We start from the raw sequence: 21,551 nt of genomic DNA, 5'->3' as shown, positions 1-21,551 counted from the left end.
TCCGCCAACCGCGCCGCGAACACCGGCGAGGAATCCACCAACTCCCCACCCATCCCCGCCCACTGCGCCCCCTGCCCCGGGAACACGAACACCACCCGGCCGGGCCGGACCGCCGCGTCGCCCACGATCACCTGCGGGACGGACCGGCCCTCGGCCAGTGCCGCCAGCCCGGTCCGGAACGCCTCCCGGTCCGCGCGGCCGGCCAGCAGCACGGCGCGGTGCTCGAAGACCGACCGGGTGACCACCGTCGCGAGGCCGGTGTCCACCGGCCGTTCGCCGCCCCGGGCGTCCAGAGCACCCCGGACGTCCAGAGCACCCCGGGCATCCAGGGCGCCCCGGGCGTCCAGGTGCGCCAGCAGACTCCGGGCCTGCGCGGCCAGCGCCTCCGGCGAGCGCCCCGAGAGCAGCCACGGCACCACCGCCGGCCCGCTCTCCGGCCCGCTCTCCGGCCCGGCCGGCTCCTCGCCGGGCTCCTCGGCCGGCGCCTGCTCCAGCACCACGTGCGCGTTGGTCCCGCTGATCCCGAAGGAGGAGACGGCCGCGCGGCGCGGCCGCGCGCCCCGGAGCCACTCCCGGGCCTCGGTCAGCAGCTCGACCGCTCCCGAACTCCAGTCCACGTGCGGGGACGGCTCGTCCACGTGCAGCGTCCTGGGCAGGACGCCCGCCCGCATCGCCGACACCATCTTGATCACGCCGGCCACCCCGGCGGCCGCCTGGGTGTGCCCGATGTTCGACTTCACCGAGCCCAACCGGAGCGGCGGCGCCCCCTCGGACCGGCCCTGACCGTACGTGGCCAGCAGCGCCTCGGCCTCGATCGGGTCGCCGAGGCGGGTGCCCGTGCCATGGGCCTCCACGGCGTCCACGTCCCGCGCCGAGAGCCCCGCGTCCGCCAGCGCCTGCCGGATCACCCGCTGCTGCGAAGGACCGTTCGGCGCCGTCAGACCGTTCGACGCACCGTCCTGGTTCACCGCACTGCCCCGCACCACCGCCAGCACCGGATGCCCCAACCGCCGCGCGTCCGAGAGCCGTTCCACCAGCAGGACACCGACGCCCTCGCTCCAGCCCGTGCCGTCCGCGGCGGCGGCGAACGGCTTGCACCGTCCGTCCGGCGCCAGGCCCTGCTGCCGACTGAACTCGACGAACATGCCCGGGGTCGGCATCACCGTGACCCCGCCGGCCAGCGCCAGGTCGCACTCGCCCGACCGCAGGGACCGCACCGCGAGGTGCAGCGCCACCAGCGACGAGGAACACGCCGTGTCCACCGTCAGCGCCGGCCCCTCCAGGCCCAGCGCGTAGGCGACCCGCCCCGAGATCACGCTGGGGGTGACGCCGGTCAGCAGATAGCCGCCCTGGTCCTCCGAGCCCTCGTGCAGCCGGGGGCCGTACTCCTGGAAGGTCGCCCCGGCGAAGACGCCCGTCCGGCTCCCCCGCAGCGACAGCGGGTCGATCCCCGCCCGCTCCACCGCCTCCCACGAGGTCTCCAGCAGCAACCGCTGCTGCGGGTCCATCGCCAGCGCCTCACGCGGCGAGATCCCGAAGAACCCCGCGTCGAACTCGGCCACCGCGTCCAGGAACCCACCGGCCCGCACATAGCTGGACCCCGGCCGCCCGGCCTCCGGGTCGAACAGCTCTGCCAGGTCCCAGCCCCGGTCGGTCGGCAGCGGCCCCACGGCGTCCCCCCCGTCCACCACCAGCCGCCACAGGTCCTCCGGGGACCGCACGCCCCCCGCGAACCGGCAGCCCATGCCCACCACGGCCACCGGCTCGCCCGACGCGGACTCCGCCGCGCGCAGCCGCTCCCTGGTCCGGTACAGGTCGGTGGTCACCCACCTGAGGTACTCGACCAGCTTCTCCTCGTTCGCCACTGCTCTCACTCCGTGTCGGTGCGGCCGTGCGGAAGGTTCGGACATCGCGCGTCGGGGCGCGTCAGGAGGTGCGGAACTCCTGGTCGATGAAGGCGAAGAGCTCGTCGACCGTCGCCGTCCGCAGCCTGTTCGGCTTCGGGTCGTCGCCGTCGGTTCGCGGCCTGGCGGCCAGCAGGGACCGCAGCCGGGCCTCGACCCGCTCCCAGGCGGCGCTGTCCGGCCCGAGCGCGGCCAGCGACCGCTCCAGCCGGTCCAGCTCCGCCAGGGCCCCGGAGCCCGCCGCGCGGTCCGCCGGCTGGAGCAGGGCGCCCAGCCGCTCGGCCAGGACGAGAGGCGTCGGATGGTCGAACAGCAGACCGGTCGGCAGCCGCAGCCCGGTGGCCGCGCCGAGCCGGTCCCGCAGCTCCACCGCGGTCAGCGAGTCGAAGCCCAGCTCCTTGAAGGAGAGCCCGGGGTCGACCGGCCCGGCGTCGTGGTGGCCGAGCACGGCGGCCGCCTCGGAGCGCACCAGGTCGAGCAGCGCGCCCGGGCCCCGGTAGCCGACCGGCGCCCGCTCCGGCCGGTCGACCGCGTCAGCCCCGGAAGGCGCGGCAGGCGCGGCAGGCGCGGCAGGCGCGGAAGGCGCGGAAGGCGCGGAAGGCGCGGGAGCCGCGGTCGCCGTCCCGGCCACCGGGGCCGGCGGGAGCACGCCGCCCCCGAGCCAGTACCGCTCCCGCTGGAACGCGTAGGTGGGCAGCTCGACCCGCCGGGCGCCGTGCCCGGCGAACTCCGCCGCCCAGTCCACCTCGACGCCGTGGACGTGCAGCCGGGCGAGTGCGGTGACCAGCGCGTCGGCCTCGGGCCGGTCCTTGCGGAGCGTGGGCACCAGGACGGGACCGGCGCCCGGCCGCGCGGGCTCGGTCAGACAGTCCCGGCCCATCGTGGCGAGCGTGCCGTCCGGCCCGAGCTCCAGGTAGGCGGTGACGCCCTCGCGCTCCAGCCGGCGCATGCCGTCGAGGAACCGCACCGGCCTGCGCACGTGCCGCACCCAGTACTCGGCCGAGCCGAACTCCTCGGCCGTGACGAGATCGCCGGTGACCGTGGACACGACCGGCAGCTCCGGCGGCCGGAGGTCCAGGGCCGCCACGACGCCGCGGAAGTCGTCCAGCACGGCGTCCATGTGCGGGGAGTGGAACGCGTGGCTCACCCGCAGCCTTCTGGTCCGGCGGCCGGCGGTCCGCCAGTGGGCCGCGATCCGCTCGACCTCCTCGGCGTCCCCGGCGACCACGGTCGCCTCCGGGCCGTTGACGGCGGCGAGGCCCACCAGGTGCTCCCGGCCGGCCAGCAGCGGGAGCACCTCCTGCTCACCGGCCTGCAGCGCCGCCATGGCGCCGCCGGGCGGGAGCGCCTGCATGAGCCGGCCGCGGGCGGTCACCAGCGTGCAGGCGTCCGCGAGCGGGAACACCCCGGCGACGTGGGCGGCGGCCAGTTCGCCGACGGAGTGGCCGAGCAGGAGGTCCGGCCGGACGCCCCGGCTCTCCAGCAGCCGGAACAGGGCGACCTCGATCGCGAACAGGGCGGGCTGCGCGACACCGGTGCCGTCCAGCAGATCCGCGGCGGCGGAGCCCGGTGCCGCGAAGAGCACGTCCCGCAGCGGCCGGTCCGGGCCCGCTCCCGACGCGGCCGCGGCCGCGTCGACGTGCTCGCAGACGGCGTCCAACGCCGCTGCGAACACCGGGTGTTCCTGGTAGAGCACACGCCCCGCTCCCGGCCGCTGGCTGCCCTGACCGGCGAACAGGAAGGCGAGCCGGGCGGGCCCGTACGCCTGCCCCGACAGCACCTCGGCGGCGCGCCCGCCCCCGGCCAGCGCCGTCAGGCCCCGCCGGAGCCCGGCGTCGTCCCGACCGGTCACCGCGGCGCGCTGCTCGAAGGCCGAGCGCGTCACGGCCAGCGAGTACCCGACGTCCGCCGCGCGGAGCCCGGGCCGCTCGTCGAGCCGCGCCAGCAGCGCGGCCGCCTGGGCCCGCAGCGCCGCCGGCGAGCGGCCGGACAGCAGCCACGGCACCGTCCGGGCCGCCCCCGCCCCGCCGCCCGGGGGCCCGGCCGCCGAGCCCCCGGCCTCCGCAACCTCGACCTCCGAGGGGCCGACCTCCGAGGGCCCGCCCTCCGTCCGCCCGCCCTCCGAGAGCCCCGGCTCCGAGGCGGTCGGCAGGGGCCCGGCGGCCAGCACCACATGGCAGTTGGTCCCGCCGAGGCCGAACGAACTCACGCCCGCCAGCAGCGGCCGGGCCGGCTCCGGCCACGGCCCCAGCTCCCGCTGCACGCGCAGGTGGAGCGAGTCCAGCGGAATCAGCGGATGGGGGCGCTCGTAGTGGAGGCTGGGCGGCAGCTCCCGGTGCCGCAGACTCAGGGCGACCTTCAGCAGCCCGACGATCCCGGCGGCGCCTTCGAGGTGCCCCACGTTGGTCTTCGCCGAGCCGACCGCCAGCGGCCGCCCGGGCTCCCGTAGCCGCCCGAGGGCGGCGCCGAGGGCCGCGGCCTCCACCGGATCGCCGACCTTGGTGCCCGTGCCGTGGAGTTCCACGTACTGGACGTCCGCCGGGTCCACCCCGGCCCGGCGGTAGGCGCGCCGGACGACCTCCTCCTGGGCCGCCGGGCTGGGTGCGGTGAGCCCCTCGCCGCCGCCGTCGTTGTTCACCGCGCCGCCGAGGATCAGGCAGTGCACCCCGTCGCCGTCGGCGAGCGCGTCCGCGAGGCGCTTCAGGACGACCACCGCGCCGCCCTCACCCCGGACGTAGCCGTCCGCGCGGGCGTCGAAGGTGTGGCACCGGCCGGTCGGCGAGAGGCCGCCGAACCGGGCGACGGCGATGCCGCTCTGCGGGGCGAGGTTGAGGTTCACTCCCCCCGCGAGCGCGAGGTCGGTCTCGCCGGCGCGCAGGCTCTCACAGGCCTGGTGGACGGCGACCAGGGAGGACGACTGACCGGTGTCGGTCACCAGGCTGGGCCCGCGCAGGCCGAGGGTGTAGGAGACCCGGTTGGCGATCATGCTGCGCTGCAGCCCGGTCACGCTGTGCTGGGTGACGGCCTGCGGACCGCGCTGGTGCAACAGGGTCGCGTAGTCGTCCCATATCGCGCCGAAGAAGACACCGGCCGATCGTCCGTCGAGCGTCGCCGGGACGATCCCGGCGTACTCCAGGGCCTCCCAGGCGAGTTCCAGCATCAGCCGCTGCTGCGGGTCCGTCGCGACCGCCTCGCGCGGGGAAAGGCCGAAGAAGCCGGGGTCGAATCGGTCGACCTGATCGAGGAAACCGCCCCATCGGGGTATCGATCCGCCGGTTTCGACTGTTTGTCCGCCATCCGTCGGCAATTCACCCCACCGGCCTTCCGGGACCTCCGTGACAGAGGTTTCACCGTGCCGGAGAAGTCGCCACAGCTCATCGGGAGTCGAAGCTCCGGGTAACCGACACGACAGGCCGACAACGGCTATCGCATCACTGTGAGTGGAATACATGAGAGATTCGTAAGATACGTGTGCTTCCCGTGAGGCCACAGCGCAACTGAACCAGCATCAGCAGAACGCGTCAAGGGTCGCTCTGTACACGACATCAAGCTTCAGCGCCGGAGGTCAGAGGCCTGTCGGCGGCGCCCAACCGGCCGTACCCACAAGGCATCACGGCCGCGAGGGCGCTTCACCACGGCAATTGCCCGAACGGCCCCGCCGCCTTGCCCGTCCGGACACGACCCGTCGACCCGGTGGCCGATTGTTAACCCCCGGTAAAATCCCTGGCGGCACGAACTACCCGGGGTGTCCGACGTCCACGGACGACCGGATCCGGCCACTGAGGCCCGGCGCTCCCCACCGGGTGCCGGGCGGCCCGGAACACCCCCGCCGGGGCCCCGGCCCGGCCACCCGGCGACGGCCGAATCGCAGGTGGCTAGGCTGGAGATCGCCGAGGAGACCGGCACCTGCCCTGCGGACCGTGACGCCGGCGGCATCCACCGCCCCACCGCGGGGCAAGCATCGAGGAGCAGTCGTGACCGAACAGAGCGGCCCGCAGCGGAGCATCGCCGACATGATCCGCCGTCCCATGCTCACCGGCCTGCAGGACGCCGAGCTGATCGGCCCGCTGGGCACCACCCGGATCAACGAGTGGGTCGACTGGATCGCGGCGGTGGTCGCCGGCCAGATCGTCCAGCCGATCGCCAGTGAGCGCGACGCCTTCGCGGACCGGGTGGACACCCTCTCCGAGGTCGGCAAGCGCAACAAGCAGCTCTACCGGGACGCCGCCCAGGAGGCGCAGCAGCTGCGGTCCCGGGTCGCCGAGCTGGAGGCCGAGCTGGCGCGGCTGCGCGCCCCCGCGGGCCCGGCGCCCGACTCCGCGCCCGATTCCGCGACCCCGGCCCATGACGCCGCCACCCCGGTGACCGGTCCCACCCCCGCCCCGGCCGCCGACCCGGCGGCCTCCGAGGGGGCAGGCGGCCCCTCTCTCTCGCTCCGGGACCGCCTGCGGTCCAAGTACCCCGCGACCGCCGAAGCCCTGGACCGGCGGGACGCCGCCGCGGCGGAGGACGCCGAGCGGCACCCCGAGGGCTGACCCGACGGGCCGGTGGTCCCCGGTCCCCAGCGGGGAACGCCCGCCGCACCCCGACCCCTCGATCCGCACCTCCGGCCCCGCACCCCCCGACCCGGCCCTCCGCGCCCCCGACCCGGCCCCGATCTGCGTGTGCGCGGGAGCCCGGCTCCGTACCGGACCCGGCCGTCGGCGGCCGTCGGGCCGGTCGGCCGCCGCCCCGGCCGCCCCCACCACGCGCACACCGCGCGCTTGAAACCCGATCTTCCCGAACATTCACCCTATCGAGTAGATCAACCACTCCGGAGGCCTCCGGCCGAGACCACCCCGCCTACCGTTGATCAGCGAACGGCAAGGGGGGTACCACCTGCGGGATCCCCCCTTCTGTCGCGCCGGATGACGACCCGTCATCCGGCGCGGTCCTGCGCGGAGGGAGGCCCGTCCATGCCCATGAACACCGGACCGGAGATCACCGGGGACACCTCGGCGGTACGGTCATGAGCCGTACCGCCCTGGAGCGGATCCTCAGCGGCCCCAGCGGCCTCGGCACGGGCGGCCTGCACCCGGGCCGCCGTACGCCACCGCCCGAGGCCGGCGGCGCCGTTCCGGGCCTCTACTACCACCCGGTACCGGAGCCCGACCCCGGGCGCGTCGAGGAGGTCGGCAACCGGATCAAGGCCTGGGCGGTGGACGAGGTCCAGCTGTACCCGCCGGAGTGGGAGGACCAGTTCGACGGGTTCTCGATCGGCCGGTACATGGTCGCCTGCCACCCCGACGCCCCCGACACCGACCACCTGATGGTCGCCGCCCGGCTGATGGTCGCCGAGAACGTGGTGGACGACTGCTACTGCGAGGACCACGGCGGCTCGCCGGTCGGCCTCGGCGGGCGGCTGCTCCTCGCGCACACCGCGCTCGACCCCCTGCACACCACGGCGGAGTACCAGCCGGCCTGGGAGGAGTCGCTCCAGGAGGACGCCCCGCGGCGCGCCTACCGCTCCGCCATGGACTACTTCCACCGCGCCGCGAGCCCGTCCCAGGCGGACCGGTTCCGGCACGACATGGCGCGCCTGCACCTGGGGTACCTCGCCGAGGCGGCCTGGGCCGAGACCGAGCACGTCCCCACGGTCTGGGAGTACCTGGCGATGCGCCAGTTCAACAACTTCCGCCCGTGCCCGACCATCACGGACACCGTCGGCGGCTACGAGCTGCCCGCCGACCTGCACACGCTGCCCGCCCTGCAACGGGTCATCGCGCTCGGTTCCAACGCCACCACGATCGTCAACGACCTCTACTCCTACACCAAGGAACTCGCCGGCCCCGGCCGACACCTGAACCTCCCGGTGGTACTCGCCGAGCAGGAGGGCGGCACCGACCGCGACGGCTACCTGAAGGCGGTCGAGGTCCACAACGACCTCATGCACGCCTTCGAGGCCGAGGCGGCCGCCCTGGCCGCCGCCTGCCCCGCGCCGCCCCTGCTGCGCTTCCTGCGCGGCGTGGCCGTGTGGATCGACGGCAACCACGACTGGCACCGGACCAACACCTACCGCTACAGCCTGCCCGACTTCTGGTAACCAAGGAGCTGACCCATGACCACGACCGATATCCCCACCACGCCCACCAGCCTCGTTCCCGGTCCCGCCACGCCCTACCAGGGCGACATCGCCCGCTACTGGGACCACGAGGCCCGGCCCGTCAATCTGCGCCTCGGTGACGTCGACGGCCTCTACCACCACCACTACGGCATCGGCGACATCGACCACGCCTCGCTGGGCGACCCGGACGACAGCGAGCGCGAGAAGAAGGTGATCGCCGAGCTGCACCGGCTGGAGTCCGCCCAGGCGGAGGTGCTGCTGGACCACCTGGGCCCGATCGCCCCCGACGCCACCCTGGTGGACGCCGGCTGCGGCCGCGGCGGCTCCATGGTGATGGCCCACCAGCGCTTCGGGTGCAAGGTCGAGGGCGTCACCCTCTCCGCCAAGCAGGCCGAGTTCGGCAACCGGCGCGCCCGGGAGCTCGGCATCGACGGCTCGGTCCGGTCCCGGGTCTGCAACATGCTCGACATGCCATTCGAGACCGGCCAGGTGGCGGGCTCGTGGAACAACGAGTCCAGCATGTACGTCGACCTGCACGACCTCTTCGCCGAGCACTCCCGGATGCTGGCGGTCGGCGGCCGGTACGTCACCATCACGGGCTGCTGGAACCCCGCCTACGGGCAGCCGTCGAAGTGGGTGTCGCAGATCAACGCGCACTTCGAGTGCAACATCCACTCCCGCCGGGAGTACCTGCGTGCCATGGCGGACAACCGGCTCGTGCCGCAGGCCGTCATCGACCTCACCCCGGCGACCCTGCCGTACTGGGAGCTGCGCGCGACGTCCTCGCTCGTCACGGGCATCGAGGAGGCGTTCATCTCCTCGTACAAGGACGGCTCCTTCCAGTACGTCCTGATCGCGGCCGACCGGGTCTGACCTGGCCGACCGGGCCGACCTGGCCAGCCTCCGGGGCCGGGTGTGGCGAGGGGCACCGCCCCGGCCGCACCCGGCCCGCCGCGTTCGCGACGGCCGGCCCCGCCGGTCAACGCGGAGTCAGAACGCGGAGTTGGCCACCCAGTGCGCCAGCAGGCCCTCGTCCCCCGTCACCTCGAAGCGGCCGGCGGCCCGGTCCAACCGGCCGTAGAGGAACAGCAGCAGGTCCGCGGCGGTGCCGCGCACGGTCACGTCGGCGGCCGTCCCGGCACCCTGCGGGTCGAGTCCGAAACCGTCGGGCCGCAGCCGGACCAACCAGTCCCCGGCCCCGTCGGTGCGGGTGAACCGGACGGTCCGGTCGTCCGCCCGCAGGAGGGCCGTCCCGGGCGCGAAGCCGGCCGCGAAGGGCAGGTTGACCAGGAACTCCGCGACGCCGTCGGCCGCCAGCGCCGGGTCGATCCCGGGGTGCAGGCCCAGGGCGAGCTCCGCGTCCACGCGGTGCACCAGGGTCTCGAAGAGCATCCGGCGCACCCAGAACCGGGCGTGCTGGTCGGCGCCCCAGGCCCACATCGGCGCGTCGAGGTCGGCCGCGGCGAACTCCGCACCGGCCTCCACCGCGGCCTCGGCCAGCCAGTCGGGGTAGCCGTCCGGCCCCTCCGGCAGCCGCAGGTCGACCTCCCGGCTGCGCGGCGGCTCCTGGATCCGCTGCCGCAGCAGCACGGTGAACCAGCGTTGCACGCTCCCGGCGTGACGCACCAGGTCGGCCAGCGTCCAGCCGGGGCAGGTGGGCACCGCGGTGGACGGGTCGGCGGCACGGACGACGGCGACGAAGCGGGCGGTCTCCGCGGCGACGGCGGCGGGGTGATCGAGGGTGGTGGTCATGGCCGCCATTCTCCCGGCCCCCGCCCGACCGGGCCGCCCGGGGTGGGCCGGAGCCGGACCGCCCACCGGAGCGGCGGACCGGCCGCCGCCCGGCCGGACGGGTGATTGACTGGCCCTATGGACCTCGTTCATTCGACGTGCTGCCTCCCCCCGGTCCCGCCCGGCCGGCGCGCCGGGGCTCGACCGGACGGCCCGGCATGAGCGTCGCCCACCCGCCGGCCGCACCCGGCCCCGCCCCGAAGGCCCGGACCGCGCCCCCGTTCGACCCCGAGCTGGCCGCCGCGCTGGCGGCTCTGGGCGACGCGGCCGGGGAGCCGCTCACCCCGGCGAACCTGGCGGCCCGCCAGGCCCGGGACACCGCGACCCGGCCCCGGCCCGCCGTCCACGAGCTGACCGACGGCGGCCGTTTCGAGGTGGCCGAACTCCGGGTACCGGGACCGCCGGACGGGCCGGAGGTCACCCTGCTGAGCGCCCGGCCCGCCGGGATCTCCCGGCCGCTGCCGCTGCTGTACTACCTGCACGGCGGCGGCATGGTCATGGGCAACGCCTGGTCCGTCCTCCCCCGGGTGCTGCGGGAGTGGGCGCTCCCGCTGGAGCTGGCCGTCATCTCCGTCGAGTACCGGCTGGCGCCGCGGGCGCGGTACCCCGGACCGGTGGAGGACTGCTACGCCGGCCTCACCTGGGCGGCCGCGCACGCCGACCGGCTGGGAATCGACGCGGCGCGCATCGTGCTCGGCGGCAAGAGCGCCGGCGGCGGGCTCGCCGCCGCGCTCGCCCTGCTCGCCCGGGACCGGGGCGGGCCCGTCCCGCTCGGGCAACTGCTGCTCAGCCCGATGCTGGACGACCGCGACCGCACCTTCTCCAGCCACCAGCTGGCCGGCACCGACACCTGGGACCGCGTCTCCAACGCCACCGCGTGGCAGGCCCTGCTGGGTGACCGGTACGGTGCCGCGGACCTCCCGCCCTACGCGGCCCCCGCCCGCGCCACCGACCTGTCCGGGCTGCCCCCGGCCTACATCGACGTCGGATCGGCCGAGACCCTCCGGGACGAGGACGTCGCCTACGCCCAGGCGCTCTGGCAGGCCGGCGGCCGGGCCGAACTGCACGTGTGGCCCGGTGCCTGCCACGGCTTCGACACCCTCGCGCCGCACTCGGCGCTGGCCCGGGACGCCCGCGACGCCCGTACCCGCTGGCTCCGGCGCCTCCTCGCGCGCTGATCCGGCCGGCGCCGGCCACCGGGGGCCGTGGCCCTGGAGGCGTGCGACGCGTGGCTGGCGGGGCGGGTGCGCGGTGGCATCGCGGTCTCGACCGTTCCTCTCGACGTGTTCATACACCCACCCAGGCGGCGCCGCCGAAGGTGCCGTCGGCGTTCCAGGCACTCCAGCCGCCGTTGGGCGCGTTCTGCCAGATGTGCGAGATGTTGGCTCCGCCGGGGGCGAGGGCGAACACCTCCAGCCGGCCGTCCGCGTTGCGGCTGACGTTCACGGTCGCGGCGGCGCCGCCGAAGGAGCCGTTCCAGGCGCCCCAGCCGGCGGACGGGGCGACCTGTTCGCGGATCGCCACCCCGCTGCCGTTCGGTCCCAACACGAAGACCGCCATCCGCCCGTCGGCCTGGTGACCGACCACCGGCGCACCACCGGCCGGGCCCCCGAACGGCCCGGCGCCGTCACCGTTCCAGCCACTCCACCCGCCGTTGGGCTCCGTCTGCCAGATGTGCGAGATCGAACTGCGATCCGGCGCCACCGCGAACACCTCCAGCCGACCGTCCGCATTCTGACCGACACTCACATCGGATGCCGCGGGCCCGAAGGAGCCGTTCCAGGCGCCCCAGCCGGCGGACGGGGCCGCCTGTTCACGGATCGCCACCCCGCTGCCGTTCGGTCCCAACACGAAGACCGCCATCCGCCCGTCGGCCTGGTGACCGACCACCGGCGCACCACCGGTCGGACCCCCGAACGGCCCGGCGCCGTCACCGTTCCAGCCACTCCACCCGCCGTTGGGCTCCGTCTGCCAGATGTGCGAGATCGAACTGCGATCCGGCGCCACCGCGAACACCTCCAGCCGACCGTCCGCGTTCTGACCGACACTCAGGCCCGACGCCGCGGGCCCGAAGGAGGTGTCCCACGTGCTCCAGCCGCCGTTCGGCGTGGTCTGCCAGCTGTGCTGGATGCTGCTCCGGCCGGGGCCGAGGACGAACAGCTCCAGCCGCCCGTCGGGGTCGCGGCCGACCACCGGCAGGCCGCCGACCGGACCGCCGAGCCGCTGCCACGTTCCCCAGCCGCCGTTCGGTGCCGTCTGCTCGCGGAAGAACAGCCCCTGCTGGTCCGGCGAGACCGCGAACGCGACCATCGCCCCGTTGGCCTGCCGGCCGATCGCCGGGTTCTGCCGGCCGTCGCCGAAGTCGTCCCACCCCCTGGCGGTGGGCGCCAGTCGGACGTCCAGGTAGTCGGCGTCGATGTTGATGGTGATGCCGCCGTAGGTCTCGTTCTGGCCACCGGTGTACTGGTGGATCCGCTGGTGGTTCGCCCACAGGTGGTCCGGGATCGCCGGGTCCGAGGTGCTGGTGCTGCCGTTGCCCGGCCACGCCGCGAAGTCGATGACGTCCGGCATCGCGTAGGAGGAGTAGTGGGCGACCAGGTCGGAGATCGTGCTGCCGGCGCTGCCGTACACGCCCGACAGGTAGCCCCGGGCGTGCAACTGCGTGGTCCAGGCGGACAGGTAGCCGAGGACCAGGCCCGAGTACGACGGGGCGTAGTGCTCGTTGTCCATGTAGACCGGGGTGCCCGGGGGGAAGCCGAGGGCCGACATCTGCGCGATCGCGTCGTCGGCGTCGGCCGCGCCCTGGGCCGCGGAGGGGATAGTGGCGCAGCCGGGGCAGGCGCCCGGCGCCTGGTGGCCGACGTACAGCGGGAAGAAGTGCCAGCCGATCGAGGCCTGCCGGGCGACCCAGTCGGCGGTCAGGTTCGGCTGGTCGCAGGTGCGGTTGACGCCGCCGATGTAGATGCCGATCGCGCCGTAGGGCGAGGCGTCCATCCAGGTGCGCATGGTGGACGAGCTCGGGGCCGCGCACGGGTCGAAGCCCTGGCCCGTGTGGTTGGTGGCGCCGCCGTCCACCGCGGCGGTCAGCGCCGCGCCGGCGCCGGCCGGGTCGGCCGCGCTCCGCGGTGCCTGCGCCGTCCGGCGCGGCTGCGGCAGACCGGCCCGGTCGAGGACGGTCGCCACCGCCGCCCGGTCGGTGCCGTAGGCCGCGGTGACGGTGACCGCGCCGGTGGTCGCCGTGATCTCGCGGGAGGCGGTGTTCTCCCGTGCCCCGCGCTCCGCGCCGGGTAGGGCCGGCTGCACCAGGATCGCCTCACTGCGTCCCCGCAGGTGGGACGGGCAGTCCTGGTTCTCGCCGGGGCGGCCGAGGTAGACGGCGTGCCGGTCGAACCGCACGCAGGTGTCCGGCGCCGCGTCCAGGTCGATCACCGGCCAGGTGCCGGGGACGCGCAGCGTGGTGCCCCGGTAGGTCACGTCCTTGGCGCCGTCGGTGGCCGCGGCGGCCGGGCCGGTGGTGGCGAGGACGGCGGAGGAGAGGAGCAGCGCGCCCACCAGCGCTCTGGTCAGGACGGCGAGTCTCACGGGGACTCCTTCCGGTGCGGGGGTCGCGGGGTGTTGAGGGGCGGCCGTGACGGCCGCTGCGGGGCGCGCACTACGGCCGGATCCCGTCGAACTGCAGTACCCGGTAGGCGCCCTGCGCGGTCCACTGGGAGACGATCAGCGTCAGCGAGTTCGCGCCGGCGCTGCCGGGGTGGATGTAGCCGCCGTAGAGGCTCTCGACCTGCGGCCGGCCCCAGTGGTTCGGCGGCCAGAGGTTGCTCGCCACGACCTGCGGGACCGGCGCCGACCACGCGGCGTCGGGCCGGGGCGCGGTGCGCGTGCAGATCGAACCGTCCGTCAGGTCGAGGTAGCTCATGCAGTAGCGGCCGTCGATCCGCTTCACGGAGAACTCGCCGATGTTGTTCCCGGGGCCGAACAGCGGGGTCGGCGGGGTGCCGTCGGTGGCCCAGTGCCAGCCGCCGTCGTACGCCCAGTTCTGCTGGGCCCCGAAGTCGCCGGCCCGGAACGCGTCCGGGTCGATCCGGAACAACTGGATCGCGCCCTGGTCCGCGGTGTTCTTGTGGGTGCCGTTCCAGCGCTTGGAGTAGATGTAGAGCCAGCCGTCCGGGTCGATGCCGGCGAAGGACCACATCCCGTACATCGACTGGTTGACGCCCTGGTCCTGGCCGGGCCAGTGGTACGGGTAGTCGGTCCACGTCCGGCCGGAGTCGTCGGAGTAGGCGACGCCCGACATCAGTGAGCCGTCCTCGCCGGCGGGCAACGGGTCCGGGCCGATGCCGCGCGCCACCGAGGTGTACTGGAGGTAGGTGCGGCCGCCGAACTCGATGCAGTCGTTCGGGATCCGGGTGCTCTCCACCCCGTGGCCGTTGTCGGTTCCGTGGCCGTAGTCGAGGAGCTGGGCCGCGGAACCGTCGGGCACGGCGTAGCCGAACGAGATCGGGGTCGCCCCGGAGCGGTCGAAGGTCGCCTGGTTCAGCATCACCGGGGAGCCGAGGTAGCCGTTGCCGGTGTCGAAGGAGTCGCCGAACACGTAGCCCCAGGTGTTGTCGTGCTCCCGGTAGTACGGGATGCCCAGGTCGCCGCTGCCCAGCCCGTACCGGCTCGCCGAGTCACCGGGCAGCTGGCACAGGGGCGCGCCGGTCTGGCCGACGCCGTTGGTCGCGGCGGCGGGCCCGGCGGCGGCGACCCCGGCGGCCACGGCGAGGCCGGTGCCCAGGGCGAGCCCGGTCCCGGTCCGCAGGAGCGAGCGCCGGGTGAGGGCCTGCCCCGGCTGCGGTGAAGTGGACATGGATCTCCTTCGGTTGCCGGGAGGGGTGGGGTGCCGCCGGCCGGGGCACCGGACACGGCCCCCGGGAGCGTGCGGCCCCGGCGCCCATGCTGGGCTCCGGCCGACCGGCCGGGACAGGCCACGGACCGGCCAAGGGCGGCCGGTGCCGGCGGCGGCGCGGCCTACCGGTACCGGGTCACCACGGCCACCACGGCCACCACGGCCACCACGACGATCAGCAGGACGAGCGCGGCCGCGGCCGGCGCGAGCCAGCCGCGGCCGGCGTCGAGTCTTCTGCCGACCTCGACCTGGCCGCCGGGCGGGATGCCGGGATGCCGTTTCGCGTAGTGCTCGACCTGCTGCCGCTCCCCCTCGGACTCGCCGAGCCAGGCCGTCCTGGAACTGCACTCACCGCACCAGTAGCGGTAGGCCACGTCGACTCCTCGCTTCTCGCCGCACAGCGCCTGCACGAAGGCAGCGATTGTGGCGTTCGTCATGTTCCGTGGACAGGCCAACCGGCCGGACATCGCTGACCGGTCGTCACCGGTAGGCTCACCGGCGATTACCGGCGAGTAGAGAGGCGCCCCGTTGACGGATCAGCTCGGCACGCTGTTACGCCGGCTGCGCGGCCAGGCGGGCCTGACGCAGGAACAGGTGGCGGAGCGCTCCGGCGTGAGCGTGCGCACCATCCGCCGGCTGGAGAGCGGCAGGTCCAGCGACCATCGACTGGGTACGGTCAACCTGCTGGCCGACGCCCTCGACATCAGCGCGGAGGACCGCCGGCAGCTGGCGAGCACGCTCGCCGAGGCGCGCGGCGCGTCGGCTCCCGCGGTGCCCCGGCCGGCTCCCGCGCCGCTCGAACCGGCGCCCGCGCCACCCGGCGGCCCGGCCGCCGAGTCCCCGGCCCCCGGCCCGTCGGCGCCACCCGAGACCCCCGCGCCACCCGCGCCCCGCCCGGTGCCCGGCGCGCTGGCCGACGCCGCGCAGGAGCTGGCCGGCGAGGTCAGACGCCGCTGGCGCCGCGAGGAGGCGCAGCGCCGGGTCCACGACCCGTTCCCGCTCCCGGTCCGGTGGCAGCGGGCACCGGCCGGGCTGACGGACCGTTCGGAGAACATCCAGCGGCTCGGCCCGGGGGCCGCCCCCCGCCCGATGGACCTCAGCGGTGACCTGCGGAGCGTGGCGGAGGTCTACCGGCGGATCTCCTCCGGGCGGCTGGTGATCCTCGGCCGGGCCGGCTCGGGCAAGTCGATCCTGACGATCAGGTTCGTCCTGGACCAGTTGGAGGCCCCGGGCGCCGCCGGCCGGGTCCCGGTCATCTTCAGTCTCGGCTCCTGGGACCCGACCACCACCGCGCTGCGGGACTGGCTGGTCGGGCGGCTGCTGCGCGACCACCCGCACCTGGCCCGCCGGGGACCGCACGGGTCGACGCTGGCCGCCGCGCTGGTCGACGCCGACCTCGTCCTCCCCGTCCTCGACGGGTTCGACGAGATCGCGGAGGGCCTGCGGCGGGAGGCCCTCGACGCCCTCAACGCCACCACCCTGCCGCTCGTCCTCACCAGCCGGCACGACGAGTTCGCCGAGGCCGTCCAGGAGGCGCACGCGCCGCTGCTCTGGGCGGCCGGCATCACGCTCGCCGACCTCACCCTCGACGACCTCGGCCACTACCTGCCCCGGACGGCCCGGTCGGTCGGCCGCGGCGACGCCGCCGCCGACGGGAGCGAGGACGGGAGCGAGGACGGGTCGCTGTGGGACACCGTGCTCGACGAGCTGCGCGCCGGGGAGAGCGGGGCGGGCGCCGCCCTCGCCGCGGTGCTGACCACGCCGCTCATGGTGATCCTGGCGCGCACCGCCTACAGCGAGACACCCGGCCGCGACCCCGCCGAACTGCTCGACACCGCCCGCTTCCCCACCGCGAAGTCCCTGGAAGAGCACCTGCTGGCGGGCTTCGTCCCCGCGGTGTACCGCCGCCGCGCCCCGGAGCGGGACGCCGCCGGCCGACCGGGCCGGCCGACGGGCTGGGACACCGGTCGCGCCCAGCACTGGCTCGGCCACCTCGCGCACCACCTGGTCCGGCTCGACCACGACCGGCAGGACCTCGCCTGGTGGCAGCTCGGCGACACGCTGCCGCGCTCGACCCGGGTCCTGGCCGTGGTCGTGGCCACCTCGCTGAGCGTCGCCCTCGCCGACTGGTTCGTCGGACTGTTCGTCAGCCTGCTCGGCATCGGCTTCGGCACCGGGGCCGGCGAGGTGCTGCTGCAGGGCAGCCTGATGGGGCCGGTGGCCGGGCTCGCCTTCGGGTCGGTGTACGCGATCCTGATCACCTTCGGCGGCGGGGAGGTCTTCGAGCCGTCCCGGGTGCGGCTGCGGCTGCCCGGCACCCATGACAGCCTCGGCCGGCGGCCGGTCCGCACCTTCCTCGCCCGGTTCGGGGACGGTCTGCTCGGCGGGTCCCTGATGGGCGTCGGCTGCGCCTGCGCGCTCGCGCTGGAACGCGCGCTATACGCGGGCTCCCCGCTGACCGACCCGGACGTCCTCGAAGGCACCCTGATCAACATGCTCTGCCTCGGGCTGACCTTCGGGTCGGCGGCCGGCCTGGTCTTCGGGCTCTCGGCCGCGCTGGAGGCGCCGGTGGACGTCACCTCCTCGGCCACCCCGGTCAGCCTGCTCAGCGCCAACCGCGCCACGGTGGCCCGGCAGTTCCTCGTCCTGGCGCCGGCCCTCACCCTCACCATCGCCGGCGGCGGGCGCCTGGTCGTCGACCTGTTCCAGGGCGTCCTGGGTCCGCTGAACTGGGGGCTGGCGGACGGCCTGTTCATCGGGGCGGTCGGCGGGATCGGCGGGACGGTCGCCTATCTGCTCGCCTTCACCGCCTGGGGCCAGTGGCTGGTGCTGGCCCGGGTCTGGCTGCCGCTGACCGGCCGGCTGCCCTGGCGCCCGGTCGCGTTCCTGGACGACGCCTACCAGCGCGGCGTGCTTCGCCAGACCGGCGCCGTCTACCAGTTCCGGCACGAGCGGCTCCAGCACCACCTCGGCCGCACCTTCCGCCAGCAGCACGGCAAGTACGCACCGGCCACCTTCCCGCCCGCACCGGCCGGTACGCCGTGACCGTCGGCGCCCGGCCTGCCGGCGCCGCCCGGGTGGGGCGCGGGAATCCGCAGGCCGGGGGCGGGCATCCGCGGGCCGGAGCGGGGCCGGTCACATGTGGCCGGTGCGATGGCCTGTCCGCCGGGGCGGCCGGCCCGCAGGATCACGGGTACCAGGTCGGCGCCGCGCCGACGGTCCGGGCCCACCGGACCGGTCGCGAGCACCGCGCGCCGCCATGACCACCCGCAGCCCGAGGAGTCCGATGAAACCCCTACGTCTGACCGCCGCCGGCGCGGCGCTGGCGCTCGCCGCCCTCGCCGGTGCCGGGCCGGCGCACGCCGACACCCCGACCGCCGCCGGCCTCCTCCAGGCCGGCGCCCAGCAGGGGGTCGCCGACGGATACCCCGGCGTGATCGGCCTGGTCCGCCAGGGTGACACCACCCAGTACGTGCACGCGGGCGTCGGCGACCTGTCCACCAGGGTGCCCGCCGATCCGAAGGCCAGGTTCCGGATCGGCAGCAACACCAAGGCGTTCACCGCCACCGTGCTGCTCCAGCTGGAGGGCGAGCAGCGGCTGTCCCTCGACGACACCGTCGCGAAGTGGCTGCCCGGCGCGGTCGCCGCGAACGGCTACGACGGCAGCACGATCACGATCCGCCAGTTGCTGAACCACACCTCCGGCCTGCCCGACTACGCCAAGGACACCGGGTTCGCGCTGTCCTACGCGCTGAACACCGAGCCCACCAAGGCCTGGCCGGCGCAGACCCTGGTGAACCTCGGCCTCGCCCAGCACCGGCCCACCGGCACTCCGGGCGGGCAGTGGAGCTACTCCAACACCAACTACGTCCTGGCCGGCATGGTGATCAAGGCCGTCACCGGCAACGACGCCGCCGCCGAGATCCGGCAGCGGATCATCGAACCGCTCGGCCTTGCCGACACGACCTTCCCGACCAGCGATCCGACCATCTCCGGCAACCACCTGCACGGCTACGAGTACCCGGTGATCGGCATCGGCATCAGGGACGTCACCGTCTCCGACGTCCAGACCTTCGGGCCCGCGGGGGCGATCGTGTCGACCCTGGACGACCTGACGGCCTTCTCCCGGGCCCTGGTCACCGGCCGGCTCCTGGCACCCGCGCAGGAGGCCGAGCTCAAGACCACCGTCCCGGTGACCGCCGACGGCACCGTGGGCTACGGCCTGGGCATCATCCACGTGCAGCTGCCGTGCGGCCAGTGGGCCTGGAGCCACAACGGCGCCGTACTGGGCTACTTCAGCGACTGGTACACCAGCGACGACGGCGCCAGGCAGGTCGCGCGCGCCAACAACGAGTTCCACCTGCTCGCCGGGACGAAGGGCCAGCAGGACACCGGCAAGGCGACGGTCGACGCCTACTGCGCGCTGTAGCACCGCGCCCCGCCCCCGTCCGTCGCCCGGCCGCGGGGCCCGCTCCCCCCTGCACCCACCCCGAGAGGACCTTCGATGACCTCCTTCCCGCCCGCCTGGCGCCGGCACGCCAGGGCGGCCGTCGTCGCCGCGGCGATGGCCGTGTCCGCGCTGCTCGTCGGTGCGCCCGCGCACGCGGCCGACCCAGCCCCGCCGACCTTCACCGACGGGTTCGGCCTGACCCAGGTCGGCGCCCCCGACGTGCACTCGGACACCGACTTCACGCTGACCGTGACCACCGGTCAGCTCTCCGGCACGCACAAGATCCGGATCCTCCTCCCCCGGGGCTACGCCGCCGACCCCGGCCGGCGCTGGCCGGTGACGTACTTCCTGCACGGCGGGGCCGGCACCGTGGACGACGTCGCGGCCGCGCCCGCCCTGCACTCCGACGCGATGATCACCGTCGTCCCGGACGGCGGCCTCAAGGGCTGGTACGCCGACTGGGTCATGCAGAACACCGTGCTCGGCGCGGCCAACTGGCAGACCTTCCACACCAGCCAGGTCGTCCCCTTCATCGACGCCAACCTGCGCACCCTCGGCGACCGGTCGCACCGGGCCGTCGTCGGCCTGTCGATGGGCGGCTACGGCGCGCTGCGCTACGCCGAGTTCCGGCCCGACCTGTTCGGCCACGTCGCCTCGCTGTCCGGCGGCATCGACCTCGGCATGACCGAGATCCGCGCCACGGTCCTGGCCACCGAACTCAACCTCCCGGGCGCGTGGTGCGCCGTGAGCACCTCCGGCAGCGGCCAGTGCGTCGGCTACGGGCCCTACGTCGACAGCGACGCGATCTTCGGCTCGCCCTACCCGGTCTTCGGCGCCGACCACGTCTGGAACGAGGTCAACCCGGCCGCGGGCGCCAACCTGGCCAAGCTGGCCGCCACCGACGTCGCCCTCTACACCGGCGACCGGGGGCCCATCGACCACTTCACGGCGATCGCCACCGACACCGTCCGCACCCGGCTGAACCAGCTCGGCATCGCCAGCCGCTACGTCGACTACGGCGACGGCTCGACCCTGTCGCCCACCTGCGACGGCGGCCACAACTACGGCTGCTGGGCGCCGGCGCTCGCCGACTACGTCCCCCGGCTCCAGGCCGCCTTCGACCGGGCGGGCTGAGCCCCGGCCGACCGGTGGGCCCGCACCGCCGCGGCGGGCCCGCCCGGTCACCGCGAACACCACGGACGCGACGAACACCCCGAACACGAGGCAGAGGACAGCGCATGACCGGACAGGACGGCCTCGCGGACGGCCGGAGCGAGCTTCTGACGCTGATCGACGAGGCGGCGGTCCGCAACCGGCTGGGTGACCGGGTGGCGGTCTACCCGGGCACCCGGTCGCAGGCGAGTTCGCTCGGCTGCGCGGTGATCGGGGCGGTGGTCTTCGGGGGGCTGGCGCTGGTGCTCTCGCTCACCGAGGCGGCGGCGCTGGCGGTCATCCCGCTCGGACTGCTGCTGCTGGTCCCGCTGGGCATCTGGAAGGAACGGTCCACGACGGCGAAGAACCAGGGCGTCCGGCTCGACCTCCACGAGCGCGGTCTCACCGCCGTGGTGAAGGGCCGGGTCCACGCCGTCCGCTACGAGAGCACGTCCGTCCTCCAGAACACCGTCCGGCACACCGGCGTCGGCGGCTACACGTCCTACGAGTACACGCTCACCGACGTGGACGGCGCGAAGGTCGTGCTGCGCGGCCGGGCGGACGGGTCGGGCGAGGTCGCCGAGAAGGGCGGATTCAGCAACCCGCGGGAGTGGGGGCCGGCGCTCCAGCAGGCCGTCACCCGGGCCCAGCTCCCCGGGGCGGTCGCCGCCCTGGACTCGGGCGGGCGGCTGGAGTTCGGCCGGCTCTGGCTGACCGTGGACGCCGTCGGCTCGGCCCGCGAGTCCGCGCAGTGGCAGGAGATCCAGGAGATCAAGGTCTTCGACGGCTTCGTCAAGCTCAGGGTCGCCGGCCGGTGGCGGGCCCTGACCCACGCCGCCGTGAGCACGATCCCGAACTTCTTCGTCTTCCTCGCCCTCGCCGAACACCTGCGGCGCTCCGCCGGCCGGCCGGCGGGCTGACGACGCGGCGGGTGCCGGTCCCACGGGGGTGGGCCGGCGCCCGCCGGTCGTCGATCCGCCGGCCGGCCGCGTTCGGGGCGCCGCTCCGCTAGCTGCTCCGGGTCGCGGCTGCGGGCCGGCCGGAGCCCGGAGGCGGCGTCGGCGGACGACGTCCGGGACGCCGCGAACTGACCGGGGTACCGGCGCGGGACCGGGCGCCCCGCCGTTTCGGGGCCCGAAATCGTCACCGTGGGTAGTGGCCCTCCGGGCGTCGGGTGAGGGCTGTGGTGCGCGCCACCCGACCCCGGACCCCCACCCCCCACGATCCGCACCCCCCGCCGACACCCCGTCACCCACCGTCGAC

Annotated in this window: 14 protein-coding genes; 8 read left to right on the top strand and 6 right to left on the bottom strand. The window is 75.0% G+C overall.

The window, feature by feature from the left end; translation table 11 throughout:
• Together ACZ34W_RS36805 and ACZ34W_RS36800 are read right to left on the bottom strand one after the other, a co-directional pair.
• The coding region (locus tag ACZ34W_RS36805) for a type I polyketide synthase (RefSeq protein ID WP_465610591.1) at window positions 1–1,865 on the bottom strand (1,865 nt) is incomplete at its 3' end.
• 61 nt (window positions 1,866–1,926) lie between these two features.
• Window positions 1,927–5,355, bottom strand: a complete 3,429-nt coding sequence (locus ACZ34W_RS36800) for a type I polyketide synthase (RefSeq protein ID WP_465610589.1) — start codon at window positions 5,353–5,355, stop codon at window positions 1,927–1,929.
• Window positions 5,356–5,878: 523 nt separating this feature from the next.
• On the opposite strand from ACZ34W_RS36800, the gene ACZ34W_RS36795 reads away from it, so the two are divergent.
• From ACZ34W_RS36795 to ACZ34W_RS36785, 3 genes are all read left to right on the top strand, one after another.
• Window positions 5,879–6,439: a hypothetical protein gene (locus ACZ34W_RS36795; protein WP_359839950.1), complete on the top strand. Its 561-nt coding sequence runs from the start codon at window positions 5,879–5,881 to the stop codon at window positions 6,437–6,439.
• Window positions 6,440–6,789: 350 nt separating this feature from the next.
• Window positions 6,790–7,986: a family 2 encapsulin nanocompartment cargo protein terpene cyclase gene (locus ACZ34W_RS36790; RefSeq protein WP_465610593.1), complete on the top strand. Its 1,197-nt coding sequence runs from the start codon at window positions 6,790–6,792 to the stop codon at window positions 7,984–7,986.
• Between the two features lie 15 nt (window positions 7,987–8,001).
• The gene (locus ACZ34W_RS36785) at window positions 8,002–8,880 is read left to right on the top strand and encodes a geranyl diphosphate 2-C-methyltransferase (protein ID WP_329491088.1); all 879 of its coding nucleotides are present in this window, start codon (window positions 8,002–8,004) and stop codon (window positions 8,878–8,880) included.
• Between the two features lie 117 nt (window positions 8,881–8,997).
• Here the strand turns inward: ACZ34W_RS36785 and ACZ34W_RS36780 are convergent, their stop codons facing one another.
• Window positions 8,998–9,759, bottom strand: a complete 762-nt coding sequence (locus ACZ34W_RS36780) for a maleylpyruvate isomerase family mycothiol-dependent enzyme (RefSeq protein ID WP_329491087.1) — start codon at window positions 9,757–9,759, stop codon at window positions 8,998–9,000.
• Between the two features lie 197 nt (window positions 9,760–9,956).
• On the opposite strand from ACZ34W_RS36780, the gene ACZ34W_RS36775 reads away from it, so the two are divergent.
• Complete coding sequence (locus ACZ34W_RS36775) at window positions 9,957–10,976, top strand: alpha/beta hydrolase (protein WP_465610586.1); 1,020 nt, start codon at window positions 9,957–9,959, stop codon at window positions 10,974–10,976.
• A 109-nt stretch (window positions 10,977–11,085) separates the two neighbouring features.
• Here the strand turns inward: ACZ34W_RS36775 and ACZ34W_RS36770 are convergent, their stop codons facing one another.
• The 3 genes from ACZ34W_RS36770 to ACZ34W_RS36760 all read right to left on the bottom strand — a co-directional run bounded on the left by ACZ34W_RS36770 (window position 11,086) and on the right by ACZ34W_RS36760 (window position 15,123).
• Window positions 11,086–13,380, bottom strand: a complete 2,295-nt coding sequence (locus ACZ34W_RS36770) for a DUF8189 domain-containing protein (RefSeq protein ID WP_465610584.1) — start codon at window positions 13,378–13,380, stop codon at window positions 11,086–11,088.
• A 70-nt stretch (window positions 13,381–13,450) separates the two neighbouring features.
• On the bottom strand, window positions 13,451–14,647 hold the full coding sequence (locus ACZ34W_RS36765; protein ID WP_465610582.1) for a DUF4185 domain-containing protein: 1,197 nt from the start codon (window positions 14,645–14,647) through the stop codon (window positions 13,451–13,453).
• A 161-nt stretch (window positions 14,648–14,808) separates the two neighbouring features.
• Window positions 14,809–15,123, bottom strand: coding sequence for a hypothetical protein (locus ACZ34W_RS36760; RefSeq protein ID WP_329491082.1), 315 nt, complete (start codon window positions 15,121–15,123; stop codon window positions 14,809–14,811).
• A gap of 91 nt (window positions 15,124–15,214) precedes the next feature.
• Between ACZ34W_RS36760 and ACZ34W_RS36755 the strand changes: the two genes are divergently transcribed.
• The 4 genes from ACZ34W_RS36755 to ACZ34W_RS36740 all read left to right on the top strand — a co-directional run bounded on the left by ACZ34W_RS36755 (window position 15,215) and on the right by ACZ34W_RS36740 (window position 21,208).
• Window positions 15,215–17,731 (top strand): helix-turn-helix domain-containing protein, encoded by a 2,517-nt coding sequence (locus ACZ34W_RS36755; protein WP_329491081.1) that lies wholly within the window; start codon window positions 15,215–15,217, stop codon window positions 17,729–17,731.
• A gap of 241 nt (window positions 17,732–17,972) precedes the next feature.
• Window positions 17,973–19,115 (top strand): serine hydrolase domain-containing protein, encoded by a 1,143-nt coding sequence (locus ACZ34W_RS36750; protein ID WP_465610579.1) that lies wholly within the window; start codon window positions 17,973–17,975, stop codon window positions 19,113–19,115.
• A gap of 75 nt (window positions 19,116–19,190) precedes the next feature.
• Window positions 19,191–20,270: an alpha/beta hydrolase gene (locus ACZ34W_RS36745; RefSeq protein ID WP_329491079.1), complete on the top strand. Its 1,080-nt coding sequence runs from the start codon at window positions 19,191–19,193 to the stop codon at window positions 20,268–20,270.
• A 104-nt stretch (window positions 20,271–20,374) separates the two neighbouring features.
• Window positions 20,375–21,208: a DUF6585 family protein gene (locus ACZ34W_RS36740; protein ID WP_465610576.1), complete on the top strand. Its 834-nt coding sequence runs from the start codon at window positions 20,375–20,377 to the stop codon at window positions 21,206–21,208.
• Window positions 21,209–21,551 lie beyond the last annotated feature (343 nt).

The sequence above is a fragment of the Kitasatospora sp. NPDC022856 genome (genome assembly GCF_055561235.1).
This window is presented reverse-complemented; position numbering and strand designations above follow the sequence as displayed.

Excerpts from the sequence above, each read along its gene's own strand:
- ACZ34W_RS36800 (WP_465610589.1), bottom strand. The coding sequence starts at position 5,355 with ATGTATTCCACTCACAGTGATGCGATAGCCGTTGTCGGCCTGTCGTGT.
- ACZ34W_RS36785 (WP_329491088.1), top strand. The coding sequence starts at position 8,002 with ATGACCACGACCGATATCCCCACCACGCCCACCAGCCTCGTTCCCGGT.
- ACZ34W_RS36780 (WP_329491087.1), bottom strand. The coding sequence starts at position 9,759 with ATGACCACCACCCTCGATCACCCCGCCGCCGTCGCCGCGGAGACCGCC.
- ACZ34W_RS36775 (WP_465610586.1), top strand. The coding sequence starts at position 9,957 with ATGAGCGTCGCCCACCCGCCGGCCGCACCCGGCCCCGCCCCGAAGGCC.
- ACZ34W_RS36765 (WP_465610582.1), bottom strand. The coding sequence starts at position 14,647 with ATGTCCACTTCACCGCAGCCGGGGCAGGCCCTCACCCGGCGCTCGCTC.
- ACZ34W_RS36760 (WP_329491082.1), bottom strand. The coding sequence starts at position 15,123 with ATGACGAACGCCACAATCGCTGCCTTCGTGCAGGCGCTGTGCGGCGAG.
- ACZ34W_RS36750 (WP_465610579.1), top strand. The coding sequence starts at position 17,973 with ATGAAACCCCTACGTCTGACCGCCGCCGGCGCGGCGCTGGCGCTCGCC.
- ACZ34W_RS36745 (WP_329491079.1), top strand. The coding sequence starts at position 19,191 with ATGACCTCCTTCCCGCCCGCCTGGCGCCGGCACGCCAGGGCGGCCGTC.
- ACZ34W_RS36740 (WP_465610576.1), top strand. The coding sequence starts at position 20,375 with ATGACCGGACAGGACGGCCTCGCGGACGGCCGGAGCGAGCTTCTGACG.